The following is a 14724-nucleotide window of genomic DNA, read 5'->3' on the forward strand; positions in this document are numbered from 1 at the left end:
CACGCTGACCGTTCCGCCGATGCCGCAGACCTGGCCGGAGAAGGTGCGCTGGACACTCGCGGATGGACGGGTCATCGCAGGTCAGGGGCTCATCCACTGGGTCCGCAATCCCACGGTCGTGATCTCCGTCCTGCTCTATCCGATCGTGGTGGTGCTGCTGTTCGGCTACGTGCTCGGGAGCGCGATGGTCGTGGCGGGCGGCGGCGGCTACCGCGAATACCTGATGCCCGGCATCTTCGCCCAGACGATGGTGTTCGGGGTCGCGACGACCATGGCCACCGTGGCCAACGACGTCGCCAAGGGGGTGAGCGACCGGTTCCGGGCCATGCCGATCTCGCAGGCCGGGGTGGTGGTCGGCCGCAGCTTCGCCGACATGGTCAACTCGGTGATCGAGCTGACGATCCTCGTCGGCTGCGGCCTGGTGGTCGGGTGGAGCTGGCATGAGGGACCGGGGCGCGCGCTGGCCGCGGTCGGGCTTCTGTTGTTGCTGCGATTCGCGCTGATCTGGGTCGGCATTTACGTCGGTCTGCTCATCACGCCCGAGGCCGCCGGGGCTTCGTGGATGTTGCTGATGCCGTTGACGTTCCTGGCCAACACGTTCGTGTCGCCGTCTCAGCTGCCCGCCTGGCTGGGCGCGATCGCGGCGTGGAATCCGCTGTCGGCCACCGTGGGCGCGACGAGGGAGCTGTTCGGCAATCCCGGGACCGGAGGCGATTCGTGGCCGGCGCAGCACCCGGTGCTGCTGGCGGTTGCGTGGCCGCTGGCGATCATTGTGGTCTTCCTGCCGCTGGCCGTTCGCCGCTACCGCCGTCCTGAACGGTGAACGCCACCTCCGGCGGCAGGGGAGTGGTGTCGATCGCGACGGCGATGCAGTCCAGGACGCGTTCCAGCCCGTACCGGAACTGTTCGTCGCGGTCCATGTGGGGCTGGCGCGCCTCGATCACGATCCGCGTGAACATCGGGTAGTCGCCGCTGGCCATGAGCTGCCGCACGTACGGCCCGTTGCGCGCCATCCAGTCGGACTCGCCGACGCCTGACCGGCGAGACTCCTCCACCCACATGAGCTCGCCGCGGACGGCGCGTTCGACATAGCCGTTGAGTATGTCGATGAGCCCGAGCACCTCGTCGATGGGCAGTCCGACGTCCAGCGTGCCCACCGCGAACTCGATGATCCGGAGCTGGTTGGGGCCGAAGACGGGCCGGGCACGTTGCAGCGTGGCGAACCACGGGTGGCGCAGCCACATCGCCCGGGTCTCCTCCGCCAAGAGCGTCAGGTCGGCCCGCCAGTCGCCCGTCGGCCTGGCGGGCAGCTTCTGCTCACCCTCGATCCGGTCCACCATCAGCTCGATCAGGTCGTCGCGGCTCGGCACGTACCGGTAGAGCGACATGGCACCCGCGCCGATCTCGGCCGCGATCCGCCGCATCGTGGCGGCCTCCAGGCCCTCGGCGTCGGCGATCCGGACGGCGGCCTCGGTGATCTGCGCGCGGCTGTAGGCGGGACGCGGCCCCCGGGCAGGGCGCTCGGGGCGCATCCAGATGTTCGGGTACTCCTCGTCGGGCACCGGCCCACCTCCTCACCGGAAGTCTAGTTGCGTACGTCGTACCCAGTAACCTACGCTGAGGCTCTCAATTGCGTACGACGTACCCAGTGGAGGGATCATGGAGGAGCCGGTGGTGGTCGCCGAGGGGCTGCACAAGCACTTCGGCCGCACCCACGCCCTGCGAGGACTGGACCTGGTGGTCCCGGCGGGCACCGTCTGCGGCGTGCTCGGACCGAACGGCGCGGGCAAGACGACGGCCGTACGCATCCTGGCGACGCTGTCTCGGCCCGACGCCGGGCACGCACGGATCGCGGGGTACGACGTCGTCCGGGAGGCCGACCAGGTGCGGGCGCGCATCGGGCTGGCCGGCCAGTACGCCGCCGTGGACGAGAAGCTCACCGGCCGCGGCAACCTGCGCCTGTTCGGTCGGCTCTACCACCTGCCGCGCCGGGAGGCGCACCGCCGGGCCGACGAGCTGCTCGAACGGTTCGGGCTGATGGACGCGGCCGACCGGCAGGTGAGCGGCTACTCGGGCGGTATGCGGCGCCGCCTCGACCTCATCACCAGCCTCATCCTGCGGCCCCCGGTGCTGTTCCTGGACGAGCCGACGACCGGCCTCGACCCGCGCAGCCGCGGCGACATCTGGGACAACATCCGCGAACTCGTCGCGGACGGCACCACCGTGCTGCTGACCACGCAGTACCTGGACGAGGCCGACGTGCTCGCCGACGACATCGCCGTCATCGACCACGGCCGGGTCGTCGCGTCCGGCACGCCCGACGACCTCAAGGCCACCATCGGTGACCGTCTCGACGTCGTGCTCGCGGACTCCTCGATGTTGCGGGAGGCCTCGACGGTCATGCACCGGCTGGCCGGTACGGACCCGACGATGACCGGGGCCGAGGCACTCAGCGTGCCGCTGGCGAGCGGCGGTGTCCGGCTCGCCGACGTCGTACGGGAGCTGGACCGGGCCGGAGTCGCCGCGGCCGACGTCAGCCTGCGCCGCCCCACGCTCGACGAGGTGTTCCTGCGCCTGACGGATCGCGACGCCGACCCTGACACCGACACCGATGCCGACCGCGAATCCGGCCTGGAGAAGGAGGTCGTCCGATGACCACGACGCACACCGCCCAAGCTCCAGCCCCCGTCCTGGCCTCCTCGTTCGCCGCCCGGCTGCGCTGGTCGTTCACCGACGGGCTGACGCTGGTCGGGCGCGAGCTCAGCCGGCTGCGGCAGGAGCCCGGCGAGATCGTCGTCGCCCTGATCTTCCCGGCGGTCATGGTGGTGCTGTTCGGGTATGTGTTCGGGAGCGCGATCCAGGTGCCCGGCGGGGGGAACTACCGCGAGTACCTGATGCCGGGCCTGTTCGCCATGGTGACCTTCAGCTCGATCATGGCCACCACGCTGAAGGTCGCCACCGACGCGTCCCGGGGTGTGATGGACCGGTTCCGCTCGATGCCGATGGCCCGCTCGGCGGTGCCGTTCGGGCAGACCGGCGCCGACACACTGCTCGGTGGCGTGCTCGGCCTGGGGATCATGGCGGTGGCGGGGCTGGTGGTCGGCTGGCAGCCGCACCGCGGCCTGGTGCCGACCGTGCAGGCGTTCCTGCTGCTGATGGTGATGCGGTACGCGGTGAGCTGGGTGGGCTGCTACCTCGGCATGGTGGTGAAGAACGAGCAGACCGCCGACCAGCTCGTGCCGCTGTTCCTGCCGTTCACCATGGTGTCCAACTCGTTCGTGCCGACAGGGGGCATGCCCGCGTGGCTGCGGACGCTGGCCGACTGGAACCCGGTCAGCGCACTCACCGCGGCCTGCCGGGAGCTGTTCGGCAATCCCGGCGTGCCTGCGGGCGACGCCGCCTGGCCAATCGCGCACCCGGTGACGGCCACGCTGTTGTGGTCGGCGTTCCTGCTGGTGGTGTTCGTGCCGCTGACAGTCCGCACCTACCAGCGCAAGGGCCGCTGAAGAGGGTGCTGAACAGGTGGTGGCCGGCGGGGATGCCCCCGCCGGCCACCATTGCAATTGACTCAGACTCCGAACGGCGCCGCGTAACGGATCGTCCCGGCGGGCACCGGGCCGGACCCACCGAGGACGAGGGCCATCAGCGCCTCGTCCGGCACCTCGAACGATGTCCGGATGCCCATCGCCGACGCCCGCCCGAAGCCGAACTTCGGGTAGTAGTCGGGATGCCCGAGCACGACGACGAGCCGTTCACCCTGCTCGCGGGCGGCCTCCAGTGCGGCCCGGACGGCCGCGCCGCCCGCGCCCTGCCGCTGGTACTCCGGAAGGACGGCGACCGGAGCGAGCGCCAGGGCGTCGGCGCCCCGGTCCGTGTCCCCGTTCCCGATCTGACACCGTGTCAGCAGCGCATAGCCGGCCACCTGGCCGTCCGGCGACTCCGCCACCCACGACAGGCCGGGCAGCCACGCCGCGTCCTTGCGGAGGGCGTCCACGAGGTCGGCCTCCTCCGAGGTGGGAAAGGCCGCCTCGACGACGCGGCGTACGGCCGGCACGTCCTGATCGGTCTCGGGCCTGGTCTTCCAGTCGGTCATCGTGTCCCCCTTCACCGGTCCCGGCCGTGGACCTTGTAGTGCTGGCGTTGCCACTTGGTGATGGCCTTCCGGTTGTTCTCGCGCTCGGCACGCAGCCGCGCGTCGTTGCGCGAGGCGGCCCAGGCGTTCTCACGCAGCAGTTTCCGGTAACTGTCGAGGCGGCGTTGCTGCAGGGTGCCGTCCTCGATCGCGGCCACCACCGCGCAGCCCGGCTCGCTCTCGTGGGCGCAGTCGGCGAAACGGCACTCCGCCGCGAGCTCCTCGATCTCGGCGAAGGTCTGCTGCAGTCCCTCCTCGGCGTCGAACAGACCGACTCCGCGAAGCCCGGGGGTGTCGATGAGAACGCCGCCGTACGGCAGCGGGAGCAGTTCGCGGCGGACCGTCGTGTGGCGGCCCTTCCCGTCCTGTTCCCGGATCGCGCCGGTGGCGAGGAGTTCGGCGCCCAGCAGGGCGTTGCCGAGGGTGGACTTGCCCGCGCCGGACGGGCCGATCAGCACCACGGTGCCGGTGAGCACGGCGGCGGCGATGTCGACGCCGTCGCCGGTCGTGGCGCTGACCGTGACGATGTCGACGCCGGGCGCGGCGGTGGCGACCTCTGCCTCGGCGGCGGCCGGGTCGTCGCTCCGGTCGGCCTTGGTGAGGACGATCACCGGACGGGCCCCGCTCTCCCACGCCAGGGCCAGCAGCCGTTCAACGCGGCCGAGGGCCAGGCGCGCGGCGAGGGAGACCGCGATCGCGATGGTGTCGACGTTGGCGGCCAGGACCTGGCCATGTGAATGTTGCGAGGCGGACGAACGCACGATGGCCGTCCGCCGGGGGAGCAGGGCGGCCACGGCGGGGTGTTCCCCGGTCCGCAGTGCCGCCCAGTCTCCGGTGCAGGGACCCTGGACCGGGTCGTCGGGCGAGGCGACGGGTGTGGTGTCGGCCCGCATGGGGCCGTGCTCAGTGATGACGTCGCACTGCCCGCGGTCCACGGCGGCGATGCGGGCAGGGATCAGTCCTGCCTCGCGATAAGAGGAGAATTCCTTCTCCAGGCTCTCATCCAAGCCATAGGCAGTGAGAGCCTGCGGAAACGCAGATGAAGACAACGGATTGAACCCTTGTGTGAAGGGGCCCCGGCGCCGACCGAAAGCCGGCAGAGAGCAGCCGGCTGAGAGTCAAGAAAGACAGGGTCAGCCGAGGGCCCGGGACATGAGGTGGGCCGGAGTGCTGCACGCAGCAGCCATCACCGCGACGGCCATACACCTCACCTCCCTAGAGTTCCGCCGACAAATATACACGTTTCGCCGACGAGTCCATGATCGTCCATACGGGATCATCCTTGCTTCCGCAGGGGAGTTGCCCGCCGCACGCGCCGTCCGTGCTGCTCATGCGGACGGTGACAACCACGACATATCTCGTTCTGGTCCCTTGTGGCGGTTATGGTGAATGTGGGCGGAAACCTCACCGAGACAGGGGCATGGTGGTGGACGACAGGGTCGAAGACGGGGCTCAGGCGACAGACCGGGCACAGCTGGCCAAGCTCGATCAGGCCGCAGCGGACCGTATCGAGGACATCTGGAACGCCCTGACCCCCGCCGCGGCCGGCGCCGCGCGGGCGGCGGCGACGATCAGCGAGCCGGTACGCCAGGCGGCGCGTGAGGCGGCCGCCCGGGCCGCCGTCCAGATCGTGGATCAGGTGTCCCGTACCCCCGCGATGGACATCGTGGAGCAGGCCGCGCGGGACGCCGCGGTCAAGGTGGCGAGCGCGGCGGCCGAGAGAGCGGTGATCGAGGCCCGTGCCGTGGCCGAGTCCAACGCCGTCACCGGCGCGGCTCTGGAGGTCACCACCAGTGCTCTCACGTTCGCCGGTCAGGCCGCCCAGCATCCGATGGCGATCGCCGCGGCCCGGCTCGCCGCGCGCAATCCCTTCGCCCGCGCGGCCACCGCCACCGCCCTCGACATGGCCAACCGCACCGTCTCCGCCCCGATCGTCCAGGCCGCCACCAAGGCCGTGGTCGACACCGCGCTGGACGCGGTGGCCGACGTCGCCGTGGAGGTCGCGCTGGACGTGGGCCGCGACATCGTCGTGGCCGTCGTCCAGCAGGCAGCGCGCGAGGCCGCCCGCGATCTGGGCCGCGGGGTGCGCAGCCGCGCCCAGGAGGCCGTGGCCCTGGCCGAGCTCACCCCGGTGACGTCGGTCGCCGCCGAGATCGCGACCGACGTCGCCCGCCAGGCGGCCCGCAGCGAGGCCGCCCGCTCGGCCTCCGATCTTTTGGCCGCCGCCGCGGGCAGCGCCGTGGCCCGCACGGCCCGGGGCATGGTCACGCAGATGGCCACCCGCGCCACCGTCTACGCCATCGAGACGGTGATGGCCGAGCTGATGCGCGAGGCGCTCAAGCTGGCGATGAAGGACGCGCTGCGCGATCTGATGCGCGATGTCGCCAAGGACGTGGTCGTCGACGTCATGAAGACGACGTGGCTGACGGCGACGCAGCCCGCCCCTGCCCAGCATGAGCCCGGCGGTGCCTCGGTCACCGGCCTGGTCGCCCGGGCAGCCCGCGCCACCGCGACCCTGGTGGCCGACAACCCCGCCACGAGCGGGGCGGTGAGCTCGGCCACCGGCATCGCCGTGCGCGTCACGACCCAGACGGCCCCGCGCGCCGTACCGAAGATCGCGGTCAGCACGCTCAAGAACGCCTCGCGGTACCGGATGGGGTCCCGCCGCAACCGGCTGGAGACCGCCCCTGCGCTGCCCGCGGCGATCATGACCGTCGTCACCGGCGCCGCCGGCGACGCCACCACGGCCGTCGTCCGCACCACGATCGGCACGGACCGCGCCGATCGCACCGATCGCGCCTCGTAAGCGGCCGCTCAGAACTTCGTGAGAGATCGATGAGAAACGGGCCGCCGCGACCCGAGCTGCGATATCCGCTGGATACGGTGGGTGCATGGAGCCTGGAACGCAAGGGGCGGCACCGGCCCGCATCCTGATCGTGGACGACGAACCCGCCGTGCGGGAGTCGTTGGTCAGGAGCCTTGAGTTCGAGGGCTACGCGGTGGCCGAGGCCGCCGACGGGGCGATGGCGCTCGACCGGGTCGCCCGCGACGAGCCCGATCTCGTCGTGCTGGACGTGCTGATGCCCCGGATGGACGGCCTGACCGCGTGCCGCCGCATGCGCGCCCAGGGGGCGACGATGCCGGTGCTCATGCTGACCGCCCGCGACATGGTCGGCGACCGCGTGACCGGCCTGGACGCCGGCGCCGACGACTACCTGGTCAAGCCGTTCGAGCTGGACGAGCTGCTGGCCCGCGTCCGCGCCCTGCTGCGGCGCAGCGCGATGGCGGCGCCGGCCGGCGGCGGGCAGGACGATGAGATCCTCACCTTCGACGACCTGCGGATGAACACCCTCGCCCGGGAGGTCACCCGGGGCGGCAAGCCGCTGGAGCTCACCCGCACCGAGTACATGCTGCTGGAGATGTTCCTGCTCCATCCGCGCCAGGTGCTCACGCGCGAGCAGATCCTGGAGACGGTGTGGGGCTTCGACTTCGAGCCCGCCTCCAACTCCCTCGACGTGTACGTGATGTACCTGCGCCGCAAGACCGAGGTCGACGAGCTGCCGCGCCTCGTGCACACCGTCCGCGGCGTCGGTTACGTGCTGCGCTCCGCGGCGTGATGACGTGACGAAACGCCTCACGCTCCGCGCCCGCCTGGCCCTGCTGACGGCCACGGCCGTGGCGCTGGCGGTCGCGGCGTGCGCGACCACCAGCTGGTTCCTGGTGCGCGGCCAGCTCTACGCCGAACTCGACCGGCGGCTCAAGAGCGCCGCGGGCCCGTCGAGTCCCCAGGGTGACGCGCCACCGCGCTTCTTGCGCTTCACCCAGCAGCTCACCTACGACCTGCAAAACTGCCAGCCGACGGCGACCAACCAGGGGAGCAAGCCTCCTCCGCCCGGGCCGTACAAGATCCTGCAGTTGGTGACCGCCGACGGCCGCCCCTGCGCGGTGCCGTACGCCGGTTCGCTCTCGGTCACCGACGCGGACGTCGAGGTGGCGAAGGGACAGCGGCGTGACTCGCTGCACGACTGCACGGGCGTCGACGAGTCCGGCGAGCAGGTCAGTGTGCGGGTCTACACCGTGCAGTTCCAGGCGGACGACGGCACGCGGGCCGCGGTGTCCTACGCCCTTCCGCTCGACGAGGTCGAAGGACCGCTCAGCACGCTCGCGTGGCTCCTCATCGCCGTCTCGGCGCTGGGCGTCCTGGTCTCGGCGGCCGCCGGACTGGTGATCGCGCGGGCCTCGTTGCGGCCCGTGGACGAACTGACCGATGTGGTCGAGCACATCGCGCGGACCGAGGACCTGGACACCCGGATCCCGGCGGAGGGCGTCGATGAGATCGCGCGGCTGAGCCGTTCGTTCAACACGATGACCGCGGCGCTGGCCGCCTCACGCGAACGGCAGCAGCAGCTGATCGCCGACGCCGGGCACGAGCTGCGCACCCCGCTGACCAGCCTGCGCACCAACATCGACCTGCTGATGCGGTCGGAGGACACCGGCAGGCCGCTGCCGCCCGAGACCCGGCACCGGATGCTGGTGAGCGTCAAGGCGCAGATGCAGGAGCTCTCCAGCCTGGTCGGCGACCTGCTCGAACTGGCACGGCCCGAGCAGGACGAGCCGGTCCAGGAGGAGGTCGGCCTGCACGAGGTCGTCGAACGCGCGGTGGAACGCGCGCGGCTGCGCGGCCCGGGTTTGCGCATCGACGCCGAGACCAAGCCCTGGTACGTGCACGGCGATCCCGGCTCGCTGGAACGGGCCGTGGTCAACCTGCTCGACAACGCGGTGAAGTTCAGCCCGTCCGACGGCACAGTCGAGGTGCGGCTGGCCGACGGCGAGCTGACCGTCCGCGACCACGGCCCCGGCATCGACCCGGAGGACCTGCCGCACGTCTTCGACCGGTTCTGGCGTTCGACGTCGGCGCGCAGCCTGCCCGGCTCCGGGCTCGGGCTGTCGATCGTCTCGCGGGTCGTGCAGGAGAGCGGCGGAGAAGTGCGGCTCGACTCCGCCGACGGCGGCGGGACCCTCGCGCGCGTCCGCCTGCCCGGCGCCGTGGCGCCCGCCGCCTGACCGGACCTACCTGACCGGACCTGCCTGACGGGCCCGCCTGACGGTTTCTCATCGGCACGCCTGACGGTTTCTCATCCGGGCTTAATGATCGGCTCAGGTCCCTCCCACACCAGCTGGCGACGGTTGTCCCATGAGCCAACTGGTCACCGAAACGGCGCCTCCCGCCGCGACGCAGCCCGGCCGCCCGGACAACGGCGGCCGGCAGCGCCTGGTGGAGGTCGTCGTGCCCGTCCACAACGAGGAGCACGTCCTCGAAGCCAGCGTCAGGCGGCTGTACGCCTACCTGACCGAGACGTTCCCCTACCCGTTCCGCGTCACGATCGCCGACAACGCCAGCACCGACTCGACCTGGCACATCGCCGAGGAGCTGATGGCCGAGCTCCCGCGGGTGCGGGCGGTGCGGCTGGAGGCCAAGGGACGCGGCCGCGCGCTGCGCCATGTGTGGAGCGGCAGCGACGCCGACGTGGTCGCGTACATGGACGTGGATCTGTCCACCGACCTGGACGCGTTCCTGCCGCTGGTCGCGCCGCTGATCTCCGGTCACAGCGACCTGGCGATCGGCAGCAGGCTGTCGCGCGGCTCGGCCGTGGTGCGCGGGCCCAAGCGTGAGATCATCTCCCGCTGCTACAACCTGCTGCTGCGGACCACGCTCGCGGCGCGTTTCTCCGACGCGCAGTGCGGTTTCAAGGCCGCGCGCACCGAGATCGTGCAGGCGCTGCTGCCTTCGGTCGAGGACGAGGAGTGGTTCTTCGACACCGAGTTGCTGCTGCTCGCCGAGCGCAACGGGCTGCGCATCCACGAGGTGCCGGTCGACTGGGTCGACGATCCCGACAGCCGTGTCGACGTCCTGCACACCGCGCTGGACGACCTGAAGGGCATGGCCCGGGTCGGCCGGCGGATGCTGACCGGCGCGTTCCGCGCGCCCGTCGGCGGCAGGCAGCGGCCGAAGCTGCCGAGCGGTATGTCCCGGCAGCTGCCGAGCTTCGCCATCATCGGGGTCATCAGCACGCTCGCGCAGCTGCTGCTGTACGTGCTGCTGCGCACGGTCACCGGGCCGTTCGCCGCCAACGCGCTGTCCCTTGTGATCACCGCGATCGGGAACACCGCCGCCAACCGCCGGTTCACCTTCGGGGTCACCGGCACGCAGGGCGCGTTCCGGCAGCAGATCGAGGGCGGTGTGGCGTTCCTCCTGGGCCTGACGCTCAGCACCGGCGGCCTCGCCCTGCTCCACGCCGTCGCGCCCGGCTCCTCGCGGGTCGTCGAACTCGCCGCGCTGATCTGCGCCAACGGCGTCGCCACGCTGGTCCGCTTTCTGCTCATGCGCGCCTGGGTCTTCCACCCCCGCCGGGTGGAGGCACGCCAGGCACACAACGTCCAGCCGAACGCCATGCAACCGAACGCCATGCCATCGAGCGCCATGCAGGCCAACACCACGCAACCGAACATCACCGGGGGACAGAACCGATGACCACCTTCCGAACGATCGCCACGCCGCCGGCGGAGGCGGAGGCGCCGCCGGCCGAGGCGCCGAGGAGGAGCCGGGGCGCCCGGCTGTTCCTGGGACGGCCTGAGGACCCGGCCTGGGTCCGGCCCGCACTGTGGGGCATCCTGCTGGTCGCGGGTGTGCTGTACGCGTGGGGGATGTCGGCGAGCGGCTACGCCAACTCCTATTACTCCGCGGCCGTGAAGAGCGGCACCCAGAGCTGGAGTGCGTTCTTCTACGGCTCGCTGGACACCGGCAACTTCATCACCGTCGACAAGCCGCCGATGGCGTTGTGGGCGCAGGCGCTGTTCGGGCGGGTCTTCGGGTTCTCCACGTTCAGCCTGCTGTTCCCCGAGGTGCTGATGGGGGTCGCGGCGGTCGCCGTGCTCTACACCACCGTGCGGCGCGCGTTCGGCTACAAGGCCGGGCTGGTCGCGGCGGCCGTCCTCACGCTGACGCCCATCACCGTGGCGATCAATCGGGACAACAACCCTGACACGCTGCTGGTGTTGTTCCTCGTCCTTGCGGCCTGGGCGGTCCAGCGTTCCGTCGAGTCGGGCAGGGTGCGGTGGCTGCTGGCGTCGGCGTTCTTCGTCGGCTGCGGCTTCAACACCAAGATGCTCCAGGCCTACCTCGTCGTTCCCGCCCTGGCGCTCGCCTACCTGGTCGCGGCGAAGTCCGGGCTGCCGCGGCGGATCGCGCACCTCGTCGGCGCCGGTGCCGTGCTCGTGGCGTCCAGCTTCTGGTGGATGCTCGTCGTCGACCTGATCCCCGCGTCGAAGCGCCCGTACGTGGGCGGCAGCACCGACAACACGGTGTGGGATCTGGTCATCGGATACAACGGCCTCGGCCGGATCTTCGGCCAGGGCGGCGGCGCCGGTGGCGGTGGTCGCGGCGGTGGCGCGAACTTCGGCGGTGAGTCCGGCGTCGGTCGTCTGTTCAACGACATCCTGGGCGGCCAGATCTCGTGGCTGCTGCCGTTCGCCGCGATCGCGCTGGTTGCGGGCCTGATCCTGGTGTGGAGGCGGCCGCGCGTCGATGGTGCGCGGGCGGGCCTGCTGATCTGGGGCGGGTGGCTGGCCGTGCACTACCTGGTGTTCAGCCTTGCCGAGGGCACCTTCCACCCGTACTACTCGACCGCGATGGCGCCGGCCATCGCCGCGCTGACCGGTGCCGGCGTGGTCCTGCTGAACGAGGCCGGCAAGCGTTCGGCGGCGTGGGCGTGGGTGCTGCCGGCCGGTGTCGTCGTCACGGGTGCGTGGTCCTTCGTGTTGCTCAACCGCACTCCGGACTGGAATCCGTGGCTGCGCTGGGTCGTCGTGGCGTCCACCGTGGTGGCCGTCCTTCTCTTCGTGGCCGGGCGGATGCGCCGCCCGGCAGCCGTGGCCGCGCTGGTGGTCGCGCTCGTCGCGGGGCTGGCGGGGCCGAGTGCGTACGCGGTGTCGGCGGCGTCCGAGCCCGCGAACGGCACCAACCCGCTGGCCGGTCCGAGCAGCGGATCGGGCTTCGGCGGACCGGGCGGCGCCATGCGCGGTGGTCCGGCCGGGATGCCCGGCGGGGTGCCGCCAGGCATGAGGCCGGGCCAGGCGCCGGGCGGCGGTCAGCAGCCGAGCGGCCAGACATCCAATGGCCAGCGGCCGGACGGCGGCGGTTTCGGAGGCGGCATGCGCGGCCAGGTCGACACGAAGCTGGTGTCCTACCTGGAGCAGCACCGCGGGAGCGCGCAGTGGCTGGTCGCGGTCGGCAGCGCGCAGCAGGCGTCGTCGCTGATCCTCCAGACCGGTGAGCCGGTCATCTCGATGGGCGGCTTCTCCGGCCGCGATCCGGCCATGACGGTCGCCAAGCTGCAGGAGTACGTGAAGGAGGGCAGGCTGCGCTACATCCTCATCAACGGTGAGGGCCGCGTCGGGCCCGGTGGCGGCGGCAGCACCGAGGTCACCTCATGGGTGAAGAAGAACGGCACCCTCGTCGATCCGGCAACCTATGGCAGCTCGGCCTCGTCCACCTCGGGTGACGGCGCGCAGCTCTACTACCTGGGCTGATCTCACATGACATCGACCAAGACAACGACGCATGACGCACGCTGGGTCAAGCCGGCGCTGCTGGCCCTGCTCGCGCTGACAGCCGTCCTGTACGTGTGGGACCTGGGCTCTGCGGGCTGGGCGAACTCCTTCTATTCGGCCGCTGTCCAGGCCGGGGCGTCGGACTGGAAGGCGTTCTTCTTCGGCTCCTCCGACGCCGCCAACGCCATCACGGTCGACAAGACACCGGCCGCGCTGTGGCCGATGGCGCTGACGGCGCGCGTGTTCGGGGTCAACTCCTGGAGCATCCTCGTTCCGCAGGCGCTGATGGGCGTGGCCACCGTCGGCACGCTCTACGCGACAGTGCGCCGGGGCTTCGGCGCTGGCGCCGGGCTGCTGGCGGGCGCCGCGCTGGCGCTCACGCCGGTCGCCGCGCTGATGTTCCGCTTCAACAATCCCGACGCCCTGCTCGTCCTGCTGCTCACGGTGGCGGCGTACGCGCTGGTGCGGGCGCAGGAGAACGCCCGCACGGGCTGGCTTGTGCTGGCGGGGTCGTGTGTGGGGTTCGCATTCCTGGCCAAGATGTTGCAGGCGTTCCTGGTCGTGCCGGTCTTCGCGCTCGTCTACCTGGTGGCGGCACCGACACCTGTGCGGCGCCGGATCTGGCAGCTGCTCCTGGCGGGTGCCGCGATGGTGGTGTCGGCCGGCTGGTGGGTGGCGGTCGTCGCGCTCGTGCCGGCCGGGTCGCGCCCGTACATCGGCGGTTCGCAGCACAACAGCGTTCTGGAGCTGGCGCTGGGCTACAACGGGCTCGGGCGGCTGAACGGCAACGAGACCGGCGGGCTGGGCAACCTCAACCAGGACGCGGGCTGGCTGCGCATGTTCGGGGACTCGATCGGGGGCCAGATCTCCTGGCTGCTGCCCGCAGCGCTGATCCTGCTGGCGGCCGGGCTGTGGATCACCCGCCGGGCGCCGCGTTCCGATCCGGCGCGTGCGGCGTTCGCCCTGTGGGGCGGCTGGCTGCTCGTCACCACGTTGATCTTCAGCTTCATGCAGGGGATCTTCCACGAGTACTACACGGTCGCGCTCGCCCCGGCGGTGGCGGCGCTGGTGGGCATGGGCGCGGCTCTGCTGTGGCAGCGGCGGCGTGCTCCGGCGGCTGCCGGAGTCCTCGCGGGCACGCTGGCGGTGACGGCGGTGTGGTCGTACGTGCTGCTCGGCCGGACGCAGGACTGGCATCCGTGGCTGGGACCGGTCGTGTTGCTCGGGGGCCTGGTCGCCGCCGGGCTCCTGCTCGCCACGGTGTGGCTGCCGCGTGTGGTGGTGGCCGGCGCCGCGGTGCTGGCGATGCTCACCGCGTTCGCCGGTCCCGCCGCGTACGCCGTGGACACGGTGACCACGCCGAAGAGCGGGGCGATTGTCACGGCTGGGCCGTCGACGGGCAGCGGCCCGGGCGGCCGCGGTGGACCTCGGGGCGGCTTCCCTGGCGGCCGTCCACCGGGCATGCAGGCCCGTTTCGGGCAAGGGCAGAACGGCGGAGGTCTCGGCGCCGGCGCCGGGCAAGGCCAGGGCCAGCTTCCTGGCACCATGGGCGGCGCCCGCGGAGGCGGCTTCGGAGGCGGGCCGGGCGGCCTGCTGAACGCCGCGAAGCCGAGCGCCGAGCTGACGGCCTTGCTGAAGGCGAACGCGGGCTCCTACACCTGGGTCGCGGCGGCTGTCCGCTCCAACAGCGCGGCCGGGTACCAGCTGGCGACCGGGGAGCCGGTGATGGCTGTCGGCGGGTTCAACGGCACTGATCCGGCGCCCACCCTCGCCCGGTTCCAGCAGTACGTCCGGGAGAAGAAGATCCACTACTTCATCGGCGGCGGCACGGGCGGGGGTCCGGGCGGCGGGATGGGGCGGTCCTCGGGCGGCAGTGACTCCGCGCAGCAGATCAGCACCTGGGTCACTGCGAACTTCACGGCCACGACCGTCGGGGGCGTGACGATCTATGACCTCACGACCCTGGGGTGATGTACTCGGGA

General features: G+C 71.4%; 12 protein-coding genes. 9 read left to right on the forward strand and 3 right to left on the reverse strand.

Annotation, left to right across the window (positions count from 1 at the left end):
* The first annotated feature begins 19 nt into the window (after window positions 1-19).
* Window positions 20-823 carry an ABC transporter permease gene (locus ACH34W_RS10840; RefSeq protein ID WP_395961162.1) on the forward strand — a complete coding sequence of 268 codons (804 nt, stop codon included), beginning with the start codon at window positions 20-22 and terminating at the stop codon, window positions 821-823.
* Here the strand turns inward: ACH34W_RS10840 and ACH34W_RS10845 are convergent.
* On the reverse strand, window positions 768-1562 hold the full coding sequence (locus tag ACH34W_RS10845) for a TetR/AcrR family transcriptional regulator (protein WP_395960657.1): 795 nt from the start codon (window positions 1560-1562) through the stop codon (window positions 768-770). The two genes, ACH34W_RS10840 and ACH34W_RS10845, sit on opposite strands and share 56 nt — an antisense overlap.
* Before the next feature lie 97 nt (window positions 1563-1659).
* On the opposite strand from ACH34W_RS10845, the gene ACH34W_RS10850 reads away from it, so the two are divergent.
* Both ACH34W_RS10850 and ACH34W_RS10855 read left to right on the forward strand, forming a co-directional pair.
* Window positions 1660-2655 (forward strand): ATP-binding cassette domain-containing protein, encoded by a 996-nt coding sequence (locus tag ACH34W_RS10850; RefSeq protein WP_395960658.1) that lies wholly within the window; start codon window positions 1660-1662, stop codon window positions 2653-2655.
* Window positions 2652-3506, forward strand: coding sequence for an ABC transporter permease (locus ACH34W_RS10855; RefSeq protein WP_395960659.1), 855 nt, complete (start codon window positions 2652-2654; stop codon window positions 3504-3506). Before ACH34W_RS10850 ends, ACH34W_RS10855 begins: the two co-directional genes overlap by 4 nt.
* A 62-nt stretch (window positions 3507-3568) precedes the next feature.
* Here ACH34W_RS10855 and ACH34W_RS10860 read toward each other — a convergent pair whose 3' ends face one another.
* Together ACH34W_RS10860 and rsgA are read right to left on the reverse strand one after the other, a co-directional pair.
* Window positions 3569-4093 (reverse strand): GNAT family N-acetyltransferase, encoded by a 525-nt coding sequence (locus ACH34W_RS10860; protein ID WP_395960660.1) that lies wholly within the window; start codon window positions 4091-4093, stop codon window positions 3569-3571.
* An 11-nt stretch (window positions 4094-4104) separates the two neighbouring features.
* The gene (rsgA, locus tag ACH34W_RS10865) at window positions 4105-5139 is read right to left on the reverse strand and encodes a ribosome small subunit-dependent GTPase A (RefSeq protein WP_395960661.1); all 1035 of its coding nucleotides are present in this window, start codon (window positions 5137-5139) and stop codon (window positions 4105-4107) included.
* A 419-nt stretch (window positions 5140-5558) separates the two neighbouring features.
* Between rsgA and ACH34W_RS10870 the strand changes: the two genes are divergently transcribed.
* The 6 genes from ACH34W_RS10870 (at window position 5559) to ACH34W_RS10895 (ending at window position 14713) form a co-directional block, all read left to right on the forward strand.
* Window positions 5559-6938, forward strand: coding sequence for a hypothetical protein (locus ACH34W_RS10870; RefSeq protein ID WP_395960662.1), 1380 nt, complete (start codon window positions 5559-5561; stop codon window positions 6936-6938).
* A gap of 85 nt (window positions 6939-7023) precedes the next feature.
* Complete coding sequence (locus tag ACH34W_RS10875; RefSeq protein ID WP_395960663.1) at window positions 7024-7749, forward strand: response regulator transcription factor; 726 nt, start codon at window positions 7024-7026, stop codon at window positions 7747-7749.
* Window positions 7750-7753: 4 nt separating this feature from the next.
* Window positions 7754-9196, forward strand: a complete 1443-nt coding sequence (locus ACH34W_RS10880; RefSeq protein WP_395960664.1) for a sensor histidine kinase — start codon at window positions 7754-7756, stop codon at window positions 9194-9196.
* 130 nt (window positions 9197-9326) lie between these two features.
* Window positions 9327-10664, forward strand: coding sequence for a glycosyltransferase (locus ACH34W_RS10885; RefSeq protein WP_395960665.1), 1338 nt, complete (start codon window positions 9327-9329; stop codon window positions 10662-10664).
* Window positions 10661-12721 carry a glycosyltransferase family 39 protein gene (locus ACH34W_RS10890; RefSeq protein WP_395960666.1) on the forward strand — a complete coding sequence of 687 codons (2061 nt, stop codon included), beginning with the start codon at window positions 10661-10663 and terminating at the stop codon, window positions 12719-12721. Before ACH34W_RS10885 ends, ACH34W_RS10890 begins: the two co-directional genes overlap by 4 nt.
* A gap of 6 nt (window positions 12722-12727) precedes the next feature.
* The gene (locus ACH34W_RS10895; RefSeq protein ID WP_395960667.1) at window positions 12728-14713 is read left to right on the forward strand and encodes a glycosyltransferase family 39 protein; all 1986 of its coding nucleotides are present in this window, start codon (window positions 12728-12730) and stop codon (window positions 14711-14713) included.
* Window positions 14714-14724: the final 11 nt, after the last annotated feature.

The organism is Actinomadura sp. 6N118, from assembly GCF_044326415.1.
Lineage (GTDB): Bacteria > Actinomycetota > Actinomycetes > Streptosporangiales > Streptosporangiaceae > Spirillospora.

Excerpts from the sequence above, each read along its gene's own strand:
- ACH34W_RS10840 (WP_395961162.1), top strand. The coding sequence starts at position 20 with ATGCCGCAGACCTGGCCGGAGAAGGTGCGCTGGACACTCGCGGATGGA.
- ACH34W_RS10850 (WP_395960658.1), top strand. The coding sequence starts at position 1,660 with ATGGAGGAGCCGGTGGTGGTCGCCGAGGGGCTGCACAAGCACTTCGGC.
- ACH34W_RS10855 (WP_395960659.1), top strand. The coding sequence starts at position 2,652 with ATGACCACGACGCACACCGCCCAAGCTCCAGCCCCCGTCCTGGCCTCC.
- ACH34W_RS10860 (WP_395960660.1), bottom strand. The coding sequence starts at position 4,093 with ATGACCGACTGGAAGACCAGGCCCGAGACCGATCAGGACGTGCCGGCC.
- ACH34W_RS10875 (WP_395960663.1), top strand. The coding sequence starts at position 7,024 with ATGGAGCCTGGAACGCAAGGGGCGGCACCGGCCCGCATCCTGATCGTG.
- ACH34W_RS10885 (WP_395960665.1), top strand. The coding sequence starts at position 9,327 with ATGAGCCAACTGGTCACCGAAACGGCGCCTCCCGCCGCGACGCAGCCC.
- ACH34W_RS10890 (WP_395960666.1), top strand. The coding sequence starts at position 10,661 with ATGACCACCTTCCGAACGATCGCCACGCCGCCGGCGGAGGCGGAGGCG.
- ACH34W_RS10895 (WP_395960667.1), top strand. The coding sequence starts at position 12,728 with ATGACATCGACCAAGACAACGACGCATGACGCACGCTGGGTCAAGCCG.